At 69.4% G+C, this 17,636-nt stretch carries 15 protein-coding genes; 10 read left to right on the top strand and 5 right to left on the bottom strand.

Annotated elements, in window-relative coordinates; genetic code table 11:
* Positions 1–77 precede the first annotated feature (77 nt).
* From mycP to IH45_RS0132190, 6 genes are all read left to right on the top strand, one after another.
* The gene (mycP, locus tag IH45_RS0132215) at positions 78–1,343 is read left to right on the top strand and encodes a type VII secretion-associated serine protease mycosin (protein WP_030676700.1); all 1,266 of its coding nucleotides are present in this window, start codon (positions 78–80) and stop codon (positions 1,341–1,343) included.
* A 2-nt stretch (positions 1,344–1,345) separates the two neighbouring features.
* Positions 1,346–1,660 (top strand): hypothetical protein, encoded by a 315-nt coding sequence (locus IH45_RS0132210; RefSeq protein WP_030676697.1) that lies wholly within the window; start codon positions 1,346–1,348, stop codon positions 1,658–1,660.
* Between the two features lie 51 nt (positions 1,661–1,711).
* Positions 1,712–3,361 carry a hypothetical protein gene (locus tag IH45_RS1000000148240; RefSeq protein ID WP_050515330.1) on the top strand — a complete coding sequence of 550 codons (1,650 nt, stop codon included), beginning with the start codon at positions 1,712–1,714 and terminating at the stop codon, positions 3,359–3,361.
* A 99-nt stretch (positions 3,362–3,460) separates the two neighbouring features.
* On the top strand, positions 3,461–4,768 hold the full coding sequence (locus IH45_RS1000000147120; RefSeq protein WP_078897877.1) for a S8 family serine peptidase: 1,308 nt from the start codon (positions 3,461–3,463) through the stop codon (positions 4,766–4,768).
* Positions 4,769–5,516: 748 nt separating this feature from the next.
* Complete coding sequence (locus tag IH45_RS0132195; RefSeq protein WP_234440758.1) at positions 5,517–5,885, top strand: WXG100 family type VII secretion target; 369 nt, start codon at positions 5,517–5,519, stop codon at positions 5,883–5,885.
* A gap of 31 nt (positions 5,886–5,916) precedes the next feature.
* Positions 5,917–7,026: a WXG100-like domain-containing protein gene (locus IH45_RS0132190; RefSeq protein ID WP_050515329.1), complete on the top strand. Its 1,110-nt coding sequence runs from the start codon at positions 5,917–5,919 to the stop codon at positions 7,024–7,026.
* A 422-nt stretch (positions 7,027–7,448) separates the two neighbouring features.
* Here IH45_RS0132190 and IH45_RS0132185 read toward each other — a convergent pair whose 3' ends face one another.
* Both IH45_RS0132185 and IH45_RS0132180 read right to left on the bottom strand, forming a co-directional pair.
* On the bottom strand, positions 7,449–8,441 hold the full coding sequence (locus tag IH45_RS0132185) for a WXG100-like domain-containing protein (RefSeq protein WP_030676680.1): 993 nt from the start codon (positions 8,439–8,441) through the stop codon (positions 7,449–7,451).
* A 289-nt stretch (positions 8,442–8,730) separates the two neighbouring features.
* Positions 8,731–9,060, bottom strand: a complete 330-nt coding sequence (locus tag IH45_RS0132180; protein ID WP_032918726.1) for a WXG100 family type VII secretion target — start codon at positions 9,058–9,060, stop codon at positions 8,731–8,733.
* Positions 9,061–9,753: 693 nt separating this feature from the next.
* On the opposite strand from IH45_RS0132180, the gene IH45_RS1000000148235 reads away from it, so the two are divergent.
* The 4 genes from IH45_RS1000000148235 (at position 9,754) to IH45_RS0132160 (ending at position 12,305) form a co-directional block, all read left to right on the top strand.
* A complete protein-coding gene (locus IH45_RS1000000148235; RefSeq protein WP_030676674.1) occupies positions 9,754–10,230 on the top strand; it encodes a hypothetical protein in 477 nt (158 codons plus the stop codon).
* The gene (locus IH45_RS0132170) at positions 10,230–11,012 is read left to right on the top strand and encodes a hypothetical protein (protein ID WP_030676671.1); all 783 of its coding nucleotides are present in this window, start codon (positions 10,230–10,232) and stop codon (positions 11,010–11,012) included. Before IH45_RS1000000148235 ends, IH45_RS0132170 begins: the two co-directional genes overlap by 1 nt.
* A gap of 241 nt (positions 11,013–11,253) precedes the next feature.
* Entirely contained in the window at positions 11,254–11,811 is a 558-nt protein-coding gene (locus IH45_RS0132165) for a hypothetical protein (RefSeq protein WP_158813332.1), read from the top strand.
* A gap of 188 nt (positions 11,812–11,999) precedes the next feature.
* Complete coding sequence (locus tag IH45_RS0132160) at positions 12,000–12,305, top strand: hypothetical protein (RefSeq protein WP_030676666.1); 306 nt, start codon at positions 12,000–12,002, stop codon at positions 12,303–12,305.
* An 80-nt stretch (positions 12,306–12,385) separates the two neighbouring features.
* Here IH45_RS0132160 and IH45_RS0132155 read toward each other — a convergent pair whose 3' ends face one another.
* The 3 genes from IH45_RS0132155 to IH45_RS1000000149010 all read right to left on the bottom strand — a co-directional run bounded on the left by IH45_RS0132155 (position 12,386) and on the right by IH45_RS1000000149010 (position 17,630).
* Complete coding sequence (locus IH45_RS0132155; RefSeq protein ID WP_030676663.1) at positions 12,386–13,720, bottom strand: SUKH-4 family immunity protein; 1,335 nt, start codon at positions 13,718–13,720, stop codon at positions 12,386–12,388.
* Positions 13,717–15,987, bottom strand: a complete 2,271-nt coding sequence (locus tag IH45_RS0132150; RefSeq protein WP_030676660.1) for a hypothetical protein — start codon at positions 15,985–15,987, stop codon at positions 13,717–13,719. Before IH45_RS0132150 ends, IH45_RS0132155 begins: the two co-directional genes overlap by 4 nt.
* A 299-nt stretch (positions 15,988–16,286) precedes the next feature.
* Positions 16,287–17,630 (bottom strand): hypothetical protein, encoded by a 1,344-nt coding sequence (locus tag IH45_RS1000000149010; protein ID WP_030676657.1) that lies wholly within the window; start codon positions 17,628–17,630, stop codon positions 16,287–16,289.
* Positions 17,631–17,636: the final 6 nt, after the last annotated feature.

The raw sequence follows: 17,636 nt of genomic DNA, 5'->3' as shown, positions 1-17,636 counted from the left end.
CCCCCCACCTTCACCCCCTCCCGATTTCCTCCTCCGGACCCCCACCGAATCCGCCACACATGGAGAGCAGACAACCCGTGGGATCTCGCGTCAAAGGCCACCGAGCCGCCCACCGCCGTCGAGCGGCGGTGGCCCTGGCCGGTGCGGTCTGCGCCGTCGGCCTGACCGCGACCACCGCCGCCCCGGCTCTCGCGGACACGAACGTGCCGCTGAACAACGGGCAGTGCAACTTCGGTGCCGACAACATCAAAGAGACCCCGTGGTCGCTCCAGCGACTCCTCACCAAGCAGATGTGGGCGTACGGAAACGGCAAAGGGGTCAAGGTCGCCGTCATCGACACGGGTGTCGACGCCGGCAACAAGCAGGTGAAGCCGGCCCTGGCCTCCGACGGGCAGAGCTTCACGGGCGGCAAGGCCACCGACGACCAGGTCGGCCACGGAACCAAGGTCGCAGGCATCATCGCCGCCCAGCCGGCAGCCGACTCGGGTTTCTACGGCATCGCGCCCGGCGCGCAGATCCTCCCGCTCCAGCAGACGGACAAGGAGAAGGGCGGCACCGCCGAAAACCTCGCCAAGGCCATAGACGCCGCCGTCAAGGCGGGCGTCGACATCATCAACATCTCCCAGGGCACGGCGGCCGACCCGAAGTTCCTCCCGACCCTCCGGCAGGCGGTCGACAAGGCCGAGCAGGCGGGCGTCCTGATCGTCGCCTCGGCGGGCAACGGCGGCGCGGACGGCGCCGAGAAGGAGATGTACCCCGCCGCGTTCCCGAACAGCAACGTCATGGCGGTCGCGGCATCCGACCGCAACAACGAGCGCGCACCCTTCTCGCAGGCCGGTTCCTTCGTCGACATCGCCGCCCCCGGCGTGGACATGGTCTCCACCGTCCCCAAGGGCGGCAACTGCGTCGACCAGGGCACCAGCTTCGCCGCCCCCTACGCGGCCGGCGCCGCGGCCCTCCTCATCGGCCGCAACAAGGCCCAGCACCAGGAGTGGAAGCCGCGCGAGGTCATCTGGCACCTGGAGAAGACCGCCGAACGCGTCCGCAAGGACCGTGACCACAACATCGGCTGGGGCGTCGTGGACCCGGTAGCGGCCCTGAACGACGCCACCAAGCCCACCGCCGAACCCAAGCCGGACACCAACTCCAACCCGGCCGGCACCGGCGCCAACATCCAGCCTGCCGTCCTCACCATCGGCGAAAGCCCCGAGGAACGGCAGACCCGCATCGCCATCTACATCATCGGCGGCGGCGCACTGGCCGTCGCCGCGGTCGTCGGCACCTCCGTCGCCCTCCGCGACTGGCGCCGAAAGACCGGAACCGGAACACACGGGGAGGCCTGATCATGGGCAGGAATCAAGAGTATGGCGTCGATTTGGACGCGTTGGATCAGGTGGTCAAGGAGTTGAACCACGTGATCAAGGAGATGGGTACTCCTAAGAATCACACGAAGAACAGCACGTATTTGCCCAAGGGTGCGTTGGGTGAGGGGTTCAAGGAGGCGCCGCAGCTCTACATGGCGCACGACAAGATGAAGACTTCCATCGAGGGCCTGGTCGACCTGATCGAAGCCCTGGTTAATCAGTTCGGCGAGAAGTCGCACAAGACCAGGGGTGCGTATCAGGATGCTGAAGCTGAGAACAAGGTCAAAATGCAGTAGTTGTAACAGTGGCACACGAAAAACGTTGAAAGAGGAATTGGGGGACGGCAGATGGCCGCAGACGGCTCCGGCTTCAAGCCGGCGGAGATCAAGGCGCCGAAGGGCTACGAGACGGACGGCAAGCAGGCTTCGTCCGGTGACAACAGGGAGGCACCGAGCGAAATCGGGGCAAGCCGCCCCCAGTTCACCGAGAAGCGGCTTGACGCGCTGAAGCAGATGGTGCAGAACGCCAGTCCGGAGACGGTCGCCGAGGTCGCCGACGGCTGGAAGAAGGTCCGGGTCTCGCTGGTCGGCGAGGACTGGAACAGCGGCATCAAGAAGCAGTTTGACGACGCCGTCACCAAGGTCCTCCAGTCCTGGCACGGTGCGAGTGCCGACGCGTTCGCCAAGGCCGCACAGACGATCAGCGACAACTTCGCGGCCTGTGCTCCGTACCCGCACAACACGGGGCACATCATGGAGCAGATCAGCGATCGCCTCCGAACGGTCAAGGCAGCGGTAGAGGCTGTTCAGAAGCCCTCGTGGCTGGAGCAGAAGGCCGACCGGCTCAACGACTTGGCGCACTCGGACACCGGAAAGGCGGGTGCTATCGGATCGATCGTTCCGGGTGGATCACTCGTCGCCGGCGGCGTCGCAAAGTTGATGGGAGCGGGTGACGGCCGTGACGACTCCGGGCTGAACAAAGCTCTCGGAAACCCGAAGACGAGCATTTACGACGCCATGAACGCGAACCGCGGCAACCTGTCGATCGACAGGGAGCGGGAGCTGGAAGCTGCTCACTACATGGAGCAGCTGGCGACGGTTTACCGGGTGGGTAGCTCGTCGCTCGGAGGAATTCCCCGCGTCGAGAACAAGGAAAAGATCGAGCACCCTGATCCGGGAACGGGAGGCGGCCCGCTGCCAGGCATCGGCGGCTTCGGCCCCACGCCGTCTGCGCCGAAGCCGGGTACTGGCGGCGCCAAAATCCCCGGGCTCAAGGGTGGGGGGTACCAGACTCCGACGCCGTTGGAACCACCTCGGCCTAAGGGAATCAACGGCGGTATCGGAACCTCGCCGACGCCCGCGCCGAAGCCCGTGCCGAATATCGGAACGGGGCTTGATGGCCTCGGTGGCGGCAAGGGCGGCCTGGGGCCAGGAGGCGGAACCGGCCTCGGCGGTGGCGGGTTGGGAGGCGGTGGGCTTCCCGGCGGAGGCGGAAGCCTGGGTTCCGTCGGTGGAAGCGGCCCGTCTGGTGGGGCGCCCGGAATGATCGGCGGCATCGGTGGGACCGGTGGCGGCGCGACCAAGGGCGGCGGTGCGGCCAGGGGCGGTGCCGGAACCGGAGCCGGCGCGCGCGGTACCGGCCGAGCCGGTGGCATGCCGGGCATGGGCGGTGCGGCCGGTGCTGCGGGGCGTGGCGCCGGAGGTAAGGGAGCAGCCGGTCGCGGTGGTCCCCTCGCCCGCCAGAAGGGCGGGGTCGTGGGCGGCGCCGGCAAGAAGTCCGGAGCCGGAGCTCAGGGCGGTTCGGGTTTGCACCGCAGCCGGGGCGGCACGCAGCAGGGCGCAAAGGAAGGGCGGCGCCCGGTGGGGGGAGCGCCGGGTGCACATGGCGCGAAGGGCAAGGACAAGGACCAGAACAACGGGCAGCGTCCTGACTACCTCGTAGAGGATGAGGAGACCTGGACGACGCAACGTAACGTGGCCCCCAGGGTCATTGAGTAGGGTCTTCCCAGCCGGGACCAGGTAGCCGGCGGAACATGATGGGGCCCGCGGTCTTCGGGCTGCGGGCCCCGTCACGTCACTGAAAGGTGTTGTTACGGCATGAGCTTCGCACGAGCGCTCCGTGCGGTGGGCGGCGTGGTAGTGACGGGAGCTTTGCTCTTCGGCACCGCGTCGGTGGCCTCGGCAGATGAGCATAGAGACGCCCAATGGCCTCTGGAGTCATTCGGAGCGGAGCAAGTGTGGAAACAGTCAACGGGTAAGGGCGTTACTGTCGCCGTGATTGATGACGCCGTAAAGGGTGATCATCCTGATCTGCAAGGAAATATTCTTCCCGGGAAGGACTTCGTCAAGGGCGGTACCGCTGACCACGAAAGTGTGAGCGATCACGGCACTAGCATGGCCGCGATCATCGCAGGGCACGGACACGGCGCCGGCAACTCGGACGGAGTCAAGGGCATGGCGCCCGACGCCAAGATCCTTCCGTTGGCAGTACCTGAATTTGGTAACATCGAGAGCTTGGGTGAGGCGGTGCGTTACGCCGTCGATCACGGAGCTTCCGTGATTAACCTGTCGCTCCATCCCCCTTTTATCTCGGAATCTGTGCAGCGTGCACTGGCATATGCTGCCCAAAAAGATGTTCTTCTCGTCGCGGGTGCAGGTAACGATGGGAAGAATGAACTTGGGCCACTGGCTGAAGCGCCAGGGGTAATCACAGTGGGGGCCGTGGACCAGGCGGGAAAAATCTGGCAGAAATCCAACTATGGCAAGGGGCTTCTGCTTACGGCTCCTGGGGTTCATATCAGGTCTGCGGCTGCTACCGAGCCCTATCAGCAGGCATCGGGAACTTCCGACGCCACAGCGTACGTCTCCGCCGCCGCAGCCCTCCTGCGTTCGAAATTCCCCGACCTCACTGCCGGACAGATCGCCAATCGGTTGGTGAAGACCGCCGGTATGGCTCCGAGTCTCGAAGGCACGCAACTTCCCGATCCGCATTACGGTTACGGCTTCATCCGCCCCCTGGGGGCTTTGACGCGAAACATCCCTGCCGGACCCAAGAATGGCCCGTTGAAGGCCCCGGAAGCGCAGTCATCCGCAGGGGCTGACGGAGCGAATGCCGCAGGCGGCAGCAACCAGCAAGCCGGTGTCAAGAAGGACGACGGCATGAGCATGGGTGTCCTCATCGGTATTGCCGCGGGTGTCCTGTTCATCGTTGTCATCATCATCGCGGTAGTCGTCAGCCGTCAGAAGAACCGTCGTAACGGCCCGCCGCCCGGCGGCCCCGGTGGCTGGGGCGGCCCGGGGGGGCCCGGAGGAGCGCCCTACCCGCCGAACGCCTATCAGCAGCAGGCGGGCCCTCCTGGCGCGTACCCGTCGTACCCGCCGCAGCAGCCCCCGCCGCCGCAGTAGCTGCTCAACGCTCGCGCTTAGCGCGCGATGCGACGTACGCGGTACATGGCCCGCAGTCCTCTCGGCTGCGGGCCTTGTGCTTTCGGAACGGCGGCCGTCAGGAGCGCTGGTTATCGGCGCCGCATCGGCGCGGGCATTCTCGCCGTCGGTGCTGTGGCCAAGGCCGGCCAGGTCTGACGCGAGCAGAAGGCGACTGGGGGCAGCGGTGCCGGGGTTTCGCCTTCCGTGATCATCAGCCTTGAGGTGGTCGTGGTGGTGGCCCTGATGGTTACGGCGATTCCGGTGGAAGCATCGGCTACCCGCCGCACCAGCCCGGTCCGTACCAGCCTCCGGGGCAGTAGTCGCAGTGAGAGACGGCAACAAGAAGGGGCCCGCAGTCTGAAGCGGGCCCCTTTTTTGCGTGTTTGGGTGGGGAGGAGCGACACGGCGGTGTGTGCCGTCAGTGATGTGTTGATTGTTCGCTCGTATGAGTGGTGGCGGGTTTTTGCCGGTGTTTGTTCTGTTGCTGTTGGGTTTTTGCTGAGGTGGGGATCGGTTGGTGAGGGGAAGTGGGGAGGGAGTGTTCGGGTTGAGGCGAGGGGTGGGCAGTAGTTTGTGTTCGTAGCCCCTGGGGGCGGGCGATAAAGGTTTCTTCGGGTTGTGTGAGTGGGGTGGTGGGGCGGCGTTTGCAGCGGGGGTGGGGGAGTGGAAGGCTCGCGGCACTTTCAGGAGTTGGCGGTCGTGGTGTTCGCTGATCAGTGTTGCTTGATTGTTCGAGTGGGGGATCTTGATGGGTGATGCTTGCGCGTTCGATGTTGACTTGGACGGGCTTCGGCGTCAGGGGCGCGAGTTCCATGAGATCGGAGCGGAGTTCGGGAATGCCTGTAAGCGGTTGCAGGCGACCCTGGAGGGGCTGGGGGAGCCGTGGAGTGGTGCCGAATTCGCCGAGACGTTCGCGATGATTTATGAGCCGGTCCGGGACGGCATGTTCAAGTCCATGGAGTCGCTTGGAAAGCGGTTGGAGGGGGCGGGGGAGAAATTGCAGGAAATGGCGAGGGCGTATGAGGCTGCGGAGAGGGGTGGGATAGAGCTTGTCGGGCAGGTGTCGCGTTCGCACTCGTCGCCTTGGGGGTTGTGATGGTGGTGCGCGTCCGTAGCGGTGGTGGCCAGTGGCGCTGACGCTGCCGAGTGAGGTCGTGTGGGTGCTCGATCTGCTCGGGTACTCCTGGCCCGAAGCGGACGAGGACAAGCTCATGGAGTGCGGGCGGGCCTGGTTGGAGTTCGCGGCTCAGGCCGGGCGGACCGACGTGCGGGGTGGATCGGTCGCACGAGAGGTCGTGTCCGCCAACTCTGGTGAGGCGGTGAGCCGCTTCTCGGAGACTTGGGAGGGCTTTTCCGACGGGCCGGGTTCTTGCCTTCCCGATGCGCAGGCCGCGGCCCATGTGATCGGGGCTGCATTCGAGGTGGCGGCGGCTGCGGTTTTCGCGGCCAAGGCCGAGGTGATTGTGCAGCTTGTCGTGCTGGCCGTCGAACTCATCTCGGCGCAGGCTGCCGCTCCGTTCACGCTCGGGCTGTCCGAGGTGGGTGCGTTGGGGGTGACTCAGGCCACCCGTCTCATTGTGCGACGGCTCTTGGACAAGCTGAAGCGGGAGGTCGTCGAGGCGATCACCAAGGCGATGGCGGAGGCCGCCGAGAAGGGGGTGAAGGAGATCGCCTCGGAGTTCGTGAAGAAGCAAGCGAAGGACTTCGTGGCGGATTACGCGAAGAAGCTTGTCAGGGACGTGGTTGTCGACCCTGCCAAGGAGAAGGCCACGGACATCGTGACCGGAGCCGGGCAGGACATCGTCCAGCAAGGTGTCGAAAGCCACTTCGGTGCGCGTGCCGGCGTGGACCTGGGGGACACGCTGGACGGCGCGAAGAAGGAATTCGGGAAGCAGTTCGGTGCGGTCGAGGGTGGGGTGTTCAAGCCCGGTGAATACGTCGTCGGAGCACCGAGTGGTCCAGGGGAGAGGGAGGGCGGCTTGGCCGACCTTCTCGATCCCGGGACGCATCGGGACCGGCTTGTCGACGGGGCGACGGAGGCGGGGAGCAACGCCTTGGCGGCGAAGGCGAGGGAAGGTCTTCGGCGGGGGAGGGGGGAAGGAGACGGAGGAGCAGGAGGTGCCGGGAGCGTCGAAGGGGCGGGGGAGCGGGGAGAGGCGCACAGGAGTGGAGAGGGTGGAGCGGGCGGGGGTGCGGGAGGTGGTGTTGCTGAGGACGTGCGTGCTGTCTTCGGCTGATGGTGGGGAGTCGGTGCGGCGAGTAGCGGTGGGGCGTGACCAGTGGTGGCCTGGCCGCCTGACCAACTCGCGCCCGGTTGGCGGGAGGCCGGGGGTAGGGCTCGTGGAGGCGCGCCGTGGTGCCCGCGATCTCGGCTGCTTGAGCCCGGCTGCCATGCGGGGGAAGAACGCATCAGCAGCACGGACGGGGCGAAGAGCTCAGGACGGAGGGCGAAGAGCGAAGAGGTTCCGTTCAGGCCCCTACGGTCAGCGCTCGGTCTGTACGAATCGCTGATGGCGGTCAAAAAATCGCGGCGGCGCCCCCGCAGGCCGGCCCATCCGGCCCGAGATGCCGACTGACCGTTTGCTCCCGACCGGCCGTTCTCAGCCCCTGGACCAGTCCCAACGCCAACTCCCGCCTCAACCCCCACCCCCCGAGCTCCTCACCCAAACACAGCTCGCACAGAATCCTTCGCCCCGTCCGTGACGTCCTGATGGCGGGTGGCGGCGCCGCCGGTTCGGTTGTCGACGTGTTTCTGGGCTGCGTCCAGACCGCGGTTGGTGAGGTCTTCCTTGGCGTGGTCGACGTACGTCTGGGGGTCGGCCAGGCTCTGGGCGCCTTCCTTGAGGCCGTCGACGTATTCGCCAGCCTTTTCCTTGCCGATGTCGGCGGTTTCGCCCCAGTCCATGCCGTCGCGGGCGCCGAAATGGTTCTCGATGCCCTGCTGGGCGATGTTCTGCCCCATTTCCGTGGCGGCTTCGGTGGCCTTCGCCTTGCCCTCTTCGACGACCTTGTCCTTGACGGTCTCCTTGACCGTGTCCTTGACCGTCTTCTTCGCGTAGTCCATCGCCAGCTGCCGGGCTTCCTTGGACACGGCCTTCTTCGCCATCTTCTTGATGGCGTCCATCGTCGCGTGTTCCATGGCCTTGGTGGCGGCCTGGACGACCTCTTGTTTGATCTTGTTCAGGATTTCGCGGACGGCGATCCGGGTGAGCTGTGTGGCGCCCGCCGCGCCGGCTTCGGAAAGGCCGAACGTGAACGGGGCGGCGGCCTGTGCGGCGATGAGTTCCACGGCGAGCATGACGAGCTGCGCGATGATCGCGATCTTGCCGGTGAGTACGGCGATGGCCGCCGCGTCGAAGGCCAGGGCGATGACTTCGGCGGCGAGCTGGGCGTCGCGCAGATAGTGGTCGGAACCGGAGCTGCCGGAGAAAGCGCCCCATTCCTTGCTGAATCCCTCGACCGCTTCGCCCGTATTGGCCGCGACCACCTCATTTGCTGCCGACGTGCCCTGCGAGGACGACTGCTCGACCTGGGCGGCGAAGGTGCGCCAGGTCTCCGCGCACTTGAAGAGTGCGTCCTCGTCGGCCTCCGGCCAGTCGTACCCGAGGAGTCCGAGGACCCAGGCAACCTCGCTCGGCAGTGTCAGTGACACAGTGATCGTCCCCCGTGCGGTAGCAGCCGTGTGCGGCTGGAGAGTCGTTCGCGATCTTGGTGTTGGTGCTGATCAGGGCGTGGAGTGGGCTTTTGGGAGAGAGGCCGGGGCGGGCGCCGGGGGCGGTTGGCCGTGCAGGCGCCGTATGGGGGGCAGTGGTCGGCCGAGGTCCGTCGGGTGGGGACTGCCCGCGGCCCGAGCCTCGCTCGTACGCGCGTGAGGCGCGTGGCCTCCCTGACGGCGCCGACGGTTCCGCCGGCTGCGCCCCGTAGCGTCGCGACCGCGTGCCTTAGATGGCGGGACGCTGAACCGAGCTGACGACGTGTACGCCCTGTTCGTCGGACGCCGTGTACGTACGGGCCATGCCCTGGAGTTTGTCGCCGATGTCTTCGAGGCGTTCGCCCAGTGAATCCATGGATTCGAACATGCCGTCGCGGATCGGTGTGTAGATGGTGTCGAAGGCGGCGCCGAAGTCCGCGTCCTCCCAGGGCTTTCCGAGGCCCTCCAGGTCGTCCTTCAGCTTCTTGGCGGCCTTGCCGAACTCCGTGCCGATGTTCACGAACGCGTGGCCCTGTGTGCGCAGCACGTCGGGATCTACGTCGAATGCCTTGTCCGCCATCACGGCCCCCGTCATTGCCCTGTCATTCGTGCTTGGCGCGTTTCACTCTCGACACGTCCAGCGTGGCCACTTTATGTGCTCTTAACGGAGGCATGTCAAGGCGGCCCAATGGGGGAGTCGCCGGGTTGACGGCGGGCCTTCGCCAAGGGACAGCGGTGACGAAAGTGGGGGCAACGGGGCGCTGGTGGTGAGCGGTTGGGAGCCGGGGCGCGGTGAATTCGCTCGAATACGGGTCGAAAATTGGGGGATTGCCCGGGGTGGAGTGTGGTGGCTCCTCGGAATGCGGGGCCGGTGGGGAGTGGTGCGGACGGGGAAAGAGGTGGTTAAGTTTCGGTACCTGCCCGGTCAAGCGGTTGTGTTCCTCGGCGCACGGCGCACGGCGCACGGCGCACGGGGCCACGGGGCACGGAGCACCGAGCACGGGGCGCGCAGGCGACCGCCGTACGCCTCGCCGGGCGTACGGCTCCGGCCGCCGTCGTCCGGTGACGTGGCTCCCGGCCGTACGAGCACCGAGCAGCCGCCAACCGTTCCGGGCAGATGAACTGTCCTCCACAGCAACTCGGTCCCTCCATGCCAACGCAGCCCTTCATACGTACGCGCTCCCCGGCCCGATGGCGCTCCTCCGCGGGCAGGGTCATCGGTGCCGGCCTCGTTCTCGCCGGGTTGTTCTTCGGCGGGATGACCGCTGCAGGCATGGGTTATTCCAACGGGCACAAGGGCGACGCCGGCACGCTGACCGTCCGGGAGTGCCGCACGCAGTTCGAGCGCGCCGGCTCGTCCCGGCACCGGCACGCGCGGCCCGTCGACACCTGCACCGGTACCTTCCGCGCCGAACGGGGCGGCGCGGCCGTCGAGGACGCGACGGTGGAGACCCCGGCCAAGTTCGAGCCGGGCACGGAACTGGCGGTCCAGAAGACGGACTACAGGTTCGTCATGATCGACGAGCAGTGGATCTGGCGGAGCCTGGCGATCGTCTGTGTCGCGGTGTGCGCGGTCGTGGCGGGTCTGTTCTGTCTGCTGACCGGATTCGGCAGTCGTCGCGGTCCGGGATTCCGGGAGGCTTGGCGTCGTGTGCCGGGTGGAGCGGTGGTCCGCTGTGTCCTGGCCGGGGTCGGCGGACCGGCCGCCCTCGGTGCCGGGGCCGCGTTGCTCGTGGACGGGATCGTCTGATGCGGTCCACGACGGATCACCGCGGGCCGCTCGCGTCGATCGGGCCGCTCGCGTCGATCGGGTCGCTCGCGTCGATCGGGGCGCTGCGCCGGGTGCCGGCGGCGGTGGCCAGCCGCCGTGATGTCGCCCGCTACGTGCTGGGGCGTGCCGTCGGGCTCGTCCTCCTGGTACTGGGGGTGATGGTCGGGGTGATCTCGGCCAAGGAGGCGGCCCTCGCCGCCGGATTCACGGGGGTTCACGGCACGTACACGGTTGAGGAGTGCCACGAGCGCTACCCGGCCGCCGGCAGTGGCCGCCACGCAGGCAAGACGATCAGCTGCACCGGTGCCTTCCGCCCCGGCAGGGACGAGGATAGTGGCGGCGGCACGGGCGGCACGGGCGGCACGGGCGGCACGGGCGGCACGGGCGGCACAGGCAGTACCGGCAGCACGGGTAGCACCGGCAGTACCGGCCGTGTCAATCCGTTCGGTACCTTCCACCCCGACGCGGTGTACCCGCCGGGTACCCGGGTCCCTGTCCGGACCGGGGACGGTGCGATGTACGTCGTCGCCGGGTGGAAGCAGGCATGGGGCGGCCTCGCCGGGGTGGCGGTCGCGCTGCCGATGCTCGCGGCGGGTGCGTTCTGCCTGTTGACCGGCTTCGGCGCGCGCTGGGGACGGTCGTTCGCGGACAGCTGGGACGGGCTGCCAGGTGGGCTTGTGCTGCGCCCGCTGCTGCTGTCCGTCGCCGGGATGGGCATCCTTGGTGCAGCCGTCTTTCTCTTTTTGCAGCATTACGGGTGACGCTGCGGGCCGCCTGGCCGACCGGGCGGGTGCGTACGGGCCGTAGGCTCGGGCACGTCGCAGAAGCCCGTACACCCGGCACGCGTCGGCATGTTCCGCATGCCGGTGCGCGCCTCGCTCGTCCCGCTCCTCCGCACGCCCCTGGAAAGGATCGCTGACCATGGCAGCACAGTCGGAACACACCAGGTCAGGCGCGTCCCCTGCGTCCAGTGGGAGCGATGTGCCGGGTGTGCGGGACGGGGTGAAGCGTGGTCTGGGGCGGCTGATCGGTGTCGGTGTTCTCCTGGCCGGACTCCTGTTGATCGCGGTCGGTGTCTACGTGGGCCCGTACTCGGTGTGGGTGGACGGCAGCCCCGGCAAGATCACGGTGGAGGCGTGCGCCACCGACTACCACTACGCGAACAAGCAGCACTCCGGGAACCGTACGCGCGACATCCAGTGCTACGGCACGTTCCGGTCGGACGACGGCCGGACCAAGGACCTGAACGCCAGTGTCGACTCCTGGCACAAGTTCAAGGAGGGCGACCTGATCGAGGTCCGCCAGGTCGGCCGCTCCAGCTATGTGCAGCACAGCTGGAACCGGCTCGCCAACGGGGTGCTGTGCCTGTGCGGCGGCCTGGTCGTCCTCGTCCTCGGCGTGCTGTGCACCGTGACCGGCTACCGCTTCCGGGGCGCCCCGTCCTTCGACGACGCGTGGCGCTCGGTCGGGGCCGGGGTGCTGCGGACCCTGATGGTGGGGCTGATGGCCGCGGGGCTGATCGGCGCGGTGCTGTCCGGGGCGGTGCTCTTCTTCACGTAGCGGTGCGGGGTGTTCCGTGCGGGCGAGGCGTGCTGCACGGGAGGTGCTGCGAGGCCGGACAACCATCCCGTATGGGGGCGCTATGGCGTGGGACAGCCATCCCGTACGGGAGGCGCCACGGCCTCGGACAACCACCCCGTACAGGACGCCCCAAGGAGCCGAACAGCCGTCCCGTACCATTCCCGCTCATGGACGCACCCGCACCCGCCGATGAACAGCCCCTGCCCGGCCGCCTCGGAAAGCTGACGCCCCGTCAGGCCCGGCGGGTGCGCATCGTCCTGGCCTCCGTGCTGATGGCGGCGATGGCGACCGTGCTCGTGATCCGTCTCGCGAGCCGCACATCGGTCCTGGTCGTGGGGGTGTACGGGGCCGCGCTGATCCTGTGCGGAGTCGTGATCGAGCTGAGCCGGAACGGACGTACGCGGCTGGGCACCTGGCTGCTGGGCGTCGGGCTGGCGGCGGCCCTCGCCGCGGACTGGCTGCTGCTCCCCTGAGCGATCGACCGCCGACCGGAACGCACAAGTCGTGTTCCGGTCGACGGTGATCGAAAGCGGTCAGGGCAGGTCGCGAACGGTCAGAACAGGCCGTGCCACATCTGCTCGACGATCAGGGACCACCAGTTCTTGTCGCTGTCCAGGGACCATGCGTCGATCGCGACCAGCTGCTCCTGGAAGGCGGCGACCGCCGCTCCCGCCGCGTGCGGGTCCATGCCGCGCATCTGCTGCCGGGTGGTCGTCAGCAGGGTCAGCGACCGCAGGAACGCCGCGAGGGAGGCGTTGACGAACCGGCCGCCGCCCGAGGACGGCTGGACCGCCCACACGGCTCCGATCAGCGCCTGGCTGTCCTCCGGCGCCGTGCACTGGACGGTGATCACATAGCTGCCGTCCGTGCCGATGCGGACGTGGCCCGCCAGGTTCCCGAGCGTGTCCTCGGAGGCCTCGGTGCCGATCGCGCGCAGATGCGTCGCCGCGTCCGTGAGCAGGCCGCCGGCCGGCGCCCGGTCCGGCTGGTCGGCGGTGAAGAAGTACGGCACCGCCACGGGAAGGCCGGCCCAGGTCAGCGTCTTCTTGGCGGCCTCGGGCAGCCGGGTGCCCGCGATGTCGTCGGCGTCCGGACGCAGTACGCCCTGCGGGCCGAAGACCTCGGCGAGTTGCTTGCCGAGCGCCACGTCCCGTACGGGCTCGGCGCGCGGCACGCTGTCGGGCGACGGGACCGGCAGCCGGTGCGGGCGTGGCGGCGGCTGCTGTCCGGCGAGCTGGTGCATCATCTCGACGTGCCGGAGCAGCCCGGCGATGCCTTCGGCGCGCTGCTCGGGCGCCATGCCGTAGCCCTCCGTGCAGGAGAACCGGGCGTTCGGGAAGGCGCGGAAGACGAAGTCGCCCGTATAGCCACCGGGGAGCAGCGCCGGGCGCAGGTCGGTGTGGACGGCGCTCACGTCCTCGCCGCGTACGCCGATGCGCCGCAGCTCGTCCGCGAGTTGGTACTCGGCGGGCGGCAGGCCGGGGCCGGACACCCGCACCAGGTTGGTCTCCTCGCCGCTCGCCGGGTCGCGGTACGTGGCGACGGCGGTGTTGCCGGGGCCGGTGACCGGTGGCTCGGCGGGGGCCGGGGAGGGGGCGCCGCCCGCGCCGTGTTTCTGCTGGTACATCCGTACGACCTCGTCGACCGGCACGGACGGCCAGACCGTCAGCTCGCCACTGGACCGGTCGACGACACCGCAGGCGTTGCCCACCTCGGCCGGCGGCCGGCGCTGACCGGTCACCGGATCGACCTCGGGCGGTGGCGGGACGGCCCACACCACCCAGCCGAGGTCGAACTCCTGCATGCCGACCTGGCGCGGCGGGCCTTGGTACCCCTCGGGGTTGAGCCATCGGTCGGCGGTGGCCTGGGCCTGCGCCTGGGTGATCACGAGCGGTCTCCTTCGCGGCCGTGTGGGCCGGCGGGGGTGTCGGCTGGGTGGACGGGGTCGGAGGGAGCGGTGGAGGCAGTGGGGACAGTGGGGGCGATGGTGGCCGGCGTTGTGTCCGTGGCCGGGCCGTCCGTTACGGAGGTGCCCCCTGCCGGTTCGGGCAGCGGTACCGGATCCGGCAGCGGTATCCGCAGCGCCTTCACGCCGCGCGCCGTGGCGACGACGAGCACGCCGTCGGGCGACAGGTCGGCCCCCGTGAAGGGAGTGTCGCTGATCAGGGCCGCCACCACCGTCTTACGCTGCCGGTCCCACACCCGGAGGTAGTCGACGCCCCGGCTCAGCGCGAGCGGCGACGCGGCCCTTACGTCCTCCGAGGGGCGCAGGACCAGCGCCGGGTCGGCGTCCACGTATCCGGGGCTCAGCAACTGGTGGACCAGTACGGCGGAGCCGCCCGCTCCCGCGTCGTCGGCTGGGACCGCGCGTGAGCCAGGGGTGTCCTCGGGGACGAGAACGACAGCGACCGGCAGCGCGGCAGAGGCCGCCGCACTAGCCCCGCTGCTCGCACTGTTCTCCTGGCCGCCGTCCGCGGGGCCCGGATCCGCCGCCGTCCCGTCGGCCGGAGCTTGCGGCAGGCTGCCGACCGTGACGCCGGTGACCCCGGGCAGCGGCACGCTCCACAGCGTGCGCCACGGCAGGTCCAGGTCGAGCGCGTGCAGCGCGTCGGCATACGGACCGAGGCCGTCTTCGACGAAGGCGGTTTCCAAGAGCGCGGCGCGCATGCCGACGGGCGCCTGGGAGCGGGTGAGGAGCGGGGCCGTGCGCAGGTACGTACGGGCCGGGGCGCCCAGGGCGTCGTACGGCACGGCCTCGACCGCCGTCCGCAGCGTCACCGGGTCGGCGTGCGCGAACAGGGCCGGGTCGGTGAGGAGTTGCGGCAGCAGGCCGGCGGCCAGGGTGTGCGCGGCGAGATGGTTACGGACGTACGGGTCGGCGCGGGACCAGTCCTGCTGCGGCACGGCCTCCAACAGCGCCATCGCGATACGGGTCTGCGCGTCGCGTACGTCGGCCAGACCGGCCCGTACGGCATCGGCGACACCGGGGTGGACGAGGCGCAGCAGCATGCGGCTGTCGGTGGCTTCGCCGTCCTGCTCCGCAGACGCGCCCTGCACCGGCACCTGCACGGGCTCCTTCACCGGCACCTTCACCGGCTCCACGAACGGCCCTGCCAGCAGCATCCCGTCCGCGATCTCACGGCTCATGTCGCGCCCGGCGACGGCGTTCGCCAGGGCGCCCCACAGCTCGATGGGCAGCCCGTCCCCTTCGGCGAGCGCCGGTGGCGCCAGCATCAGCCGCAGCGTCTGCGGGTCGGCGCCCAGCCGCCGCGCGTGCCAGTCCAGCGCCTCGCCCGCATTGCCCGGCAGCAGCGAGGTGTCGGCCGGGTCGAAGCCCTCGGGCCGCATGAGGATGCACTGCACGACGAGCTGCGCGGTCAGCCGGCTGTCTCCGGCGCGCCCCGCGACAGCCTCGGCGAGCGCCCGGCGCGCGCCGGGATCTTCGGTGCACGGCAGTGCCGGGGCCCCGAACCTCGGGTCGAGCGACGTCTCCACCTGGAGGACCAGCCCTGCCGGGTCGGCCCAGCGCGGTTCGTCCAGGTCGATGACCTGGCCCTGCCCGGCCGGCAGCGACTCGATCACCTCGGCGGCCAGCTCCCGCGGCACGTCGGCGAGCAGCTGGACCGTCCCGGCCGCCGCGAGCGGTTTGAGCACGTCCCGTACCAGACGGGCGGGTTCGTCGGCGGCACGCACCGGACCGGCCCGGTCGACGTCCGGGACGACGACCGTCACCGGATCCGGGGCGGCGGCGAGTTCGGGAACGATGTCCGCGGTGCGGCCGGCGCTCAGGCCGTAGTGGTCGGCGATGGTCCACAGGAACTGGTCGGCGGTCAGCCCACGGGGATCCGGCACGGCGGGCGCGGGCAGGTCCGGCGGCACGATCGTCGGGTCCAGGTCGTCCACCGGCAGCTGCTTGCGGTACTCCGGGTCGCACAGCATGAGGAAGCCGGTCACGACGCGCGAACGGCCGCTGCCGGGGCTCCCCGTGAGCATGACGACGCGGGGCGCGCCGGGCCACTGCATGCGCCATGCGGCGAGCGCGCGCAACACGGCGGTACGGCCGCCGATGTACGGGTGGGGCGGATACCCCACCGCGCCGCCGTGCTCCTCGTCCGAGGCGTTGTCCGAGGCGTTCATGAATTCCTCGTCCCCCATGGATCCTTCGCCCTTTACCGTCGTGGGTCACCGTGTGTGCCTGCCGGTCGTCCTGCTGTACCGGCCTGCTGTACCGATCTTCGTCGATCGTGCTGTCCCGCTGCCCGCTGCCCGCTGCCCGCACCGCGTCTGCCGCCCGCGCGGTTCGTGCTTCCCGCGCCGCTCCAGCCGCCTGCGTGTCCCGTGCTTCCCGCGCCCCCGTTCTCGGCTTCCCGGATTCCCGGTTCCCCGGTTCTCCGACTCGGGCCGATCCTACGATCCGGCACCGACACCGCCGCCGAGGCCCGCGGAGCCCCAGGTCAGCCCGTGGGCGGCGGACCGAAACCGCCCTGCGGCGGCGGGTACCCGCCGGGTGCCGGAGGAGGGCTTGCCGGAGGAGGGCTTGCGGGCGGAGGGCCTACAGGCGAAGGCCCTGCGGGCCCGGGGTAGCCGCCCGGCGCCGGACCGACCGGAGGCTGCTGATACCCGCCGTACCCGCCCGGCCCCGTCGCACCGTGCGCCGGCCCGCCATGCACCGGCCCACCGGGCATTGGCCCGCCATGCACCGGCCCGCCAGGATTCCCGTACGCGGGAGCGCCCACGAACCCCGGCGCCCCGGGCACCGCGAAGCCCGGCAGACCCGGCCCCGCCATCCCGGGCATCCCCGGCTGGACCGGCTCCCCGCGCCGCCCCATCAGCGCGAGCACCGCGATCGAACCGGCGAGGTGCACCAGCATCTGCGCCCGGCTCAGTAGCGCGCCGAACGGCGCGAAGTCACCGAACTCGAAGAGCGTCCCGGTACGGAGGTACGCGCACAGGTTCAGCAAGGCGGCCGGCAGCAGCACCAGCGCCATCCCGACGGCGAAGCCGCGCGCGGAGACCCGGCGGGTCGCGGCCAGAAGTGCGGCGACCGCGGTCAGCGGCAGGAAGGTCGCCCAGGCCCAGCCGGGCGCCAGTGCCAGCATGCCGACGAGCAGGCCACGGCCGGTGAACATGGCGCCCAGCGGGATCCCGTAGCCACTGCCGAGGGCCTGCACCATGACGTAGCAGATCCAGACCACCCAGAGCAGCGCGGACACGCCCAGCGCGATCGCGGACACGGGGCCTGCCGGCGCGGCGGGACGCGACGGGGGCGTACCGGCGTCCGTGCCGGGCCGCGGCCAGTCGCGCATACCGGCCAGCAGGACGACGGCCGCGATGAGCGTCAGTGGTACCAGCGCGCCCGAGGAGAGGAAGACCGCCTTGAGGGTCGGGTCGTTGCTGTAGCCCTCCAGGCCGATGAACCAGCGGTTGTCCGAGGTGTGGGTTCCGGTGCTGACGATGGCCTGTACGCGCAGGGAGAACGTCAGTACGGTCGCCACTGCCAGCAGGCCGCCGGCCACCCGCCTCCCGGCGAACGCGGTGACCACGGCGGCACCTTGCACCATGGCGAGCCCCACCTCGTACGGAGTCGTGACCGGATAGGCGCCGTCCGGAAGGCCACCGGAACCCGGAGAACCATCGCCGACCACCGAAGCGCCGCCGGTCCACAAATCCCACAGCAGGCCGGGACCGGTCGATACGAGATCGTGTCCCAGCCAGTACAGGGTGTGCAGAAGGAAAAGCAGGCACAAGGCGCCCGCCGTGATCCGCGCGCCCTTACTGAGCACCCGAATTTGTGGCATTTTGCT

It is taken from the genome of Streptomyces rimosus subsp. rimosus (genome assembly GCF_000720725.1).
Lineage (GTDB): Bacteria > Actinomycetota > Actinomycetes > Streptomycetales > Streptomycetaceae > Streptomyces > Streptomyces rimosus_A.
Note: the sequence above shows the minus strand (reverse complement) of the source record. Positions and strands in the feature narration are given on the sequence as shown.

Bases quoted from the DNA above. Each gene is read 5' to 3' on its own strand.
- IH45_RS0132160 (WP_030676666.1), top strand. From the start codon at position 12,000: ATGGACGCACCCGCACCCGCCGATGAACAGCCCCTGCCCGGCCGCCTC.
- IH45_RS0132180 (WP_032918726.1), bottom strand. From the start codon at position 9,060: ATGGCGGACAAGGCATTCGACGTAGATCCCGACGTGCTGCGCACACAG.
- IH45_RS1000000148235 (WP_030676674.1), top strand. From the start codon at position 9,754: ATGGGTTATTCCAACGGGCACAAGGGCGACGCCGGCACGCTGACCGTC.
- IH45_RS0132150 (WP_030676660.1), bottom strand. From the start codon at position 15,987: ATGGGGGACGAGGAATTCATGAACGCCTCGGACAACGCCTCGGACGAG.
- IH45_RS0132170 (WP_030676671.1), top strand. From the start codon at position 10,230: ATGCGGTCCACGACGGATCACCGCGGGCCGCTCGCGTCGATCGGGCCG.
- IH45_RS1000000148240 (WP_050515330.1), top strand. From the start codon at position 1,712: ATGGCCGCAGACGGCTCCGGCTTCAAGCCGGCGGAGATCAAGGCGCCG.
- IH45_RS1000000147120 (WP_078897877.1), top strand. From the start codon at position 3,461: ATGAGCTTCGCACGAGCGCTCCGTGCGGTGGGCGGCGTGGTAGTGACG.
- IH45_RS0132210 (WP_030676697.1), top strand. From the start codon at position 1,346: ATGGGCAGGAATCAAGAGTATGGCGTCGATTTGGACGCGTTGGATCAG.
- IH45_RS1000000149010 (WP_030676657.1), bottom strand. From the start codon at position 17,630: ATGCCACAAATTCGGGTGCTCAGTAAGGGCGCGCGGATCACGGCGGGC.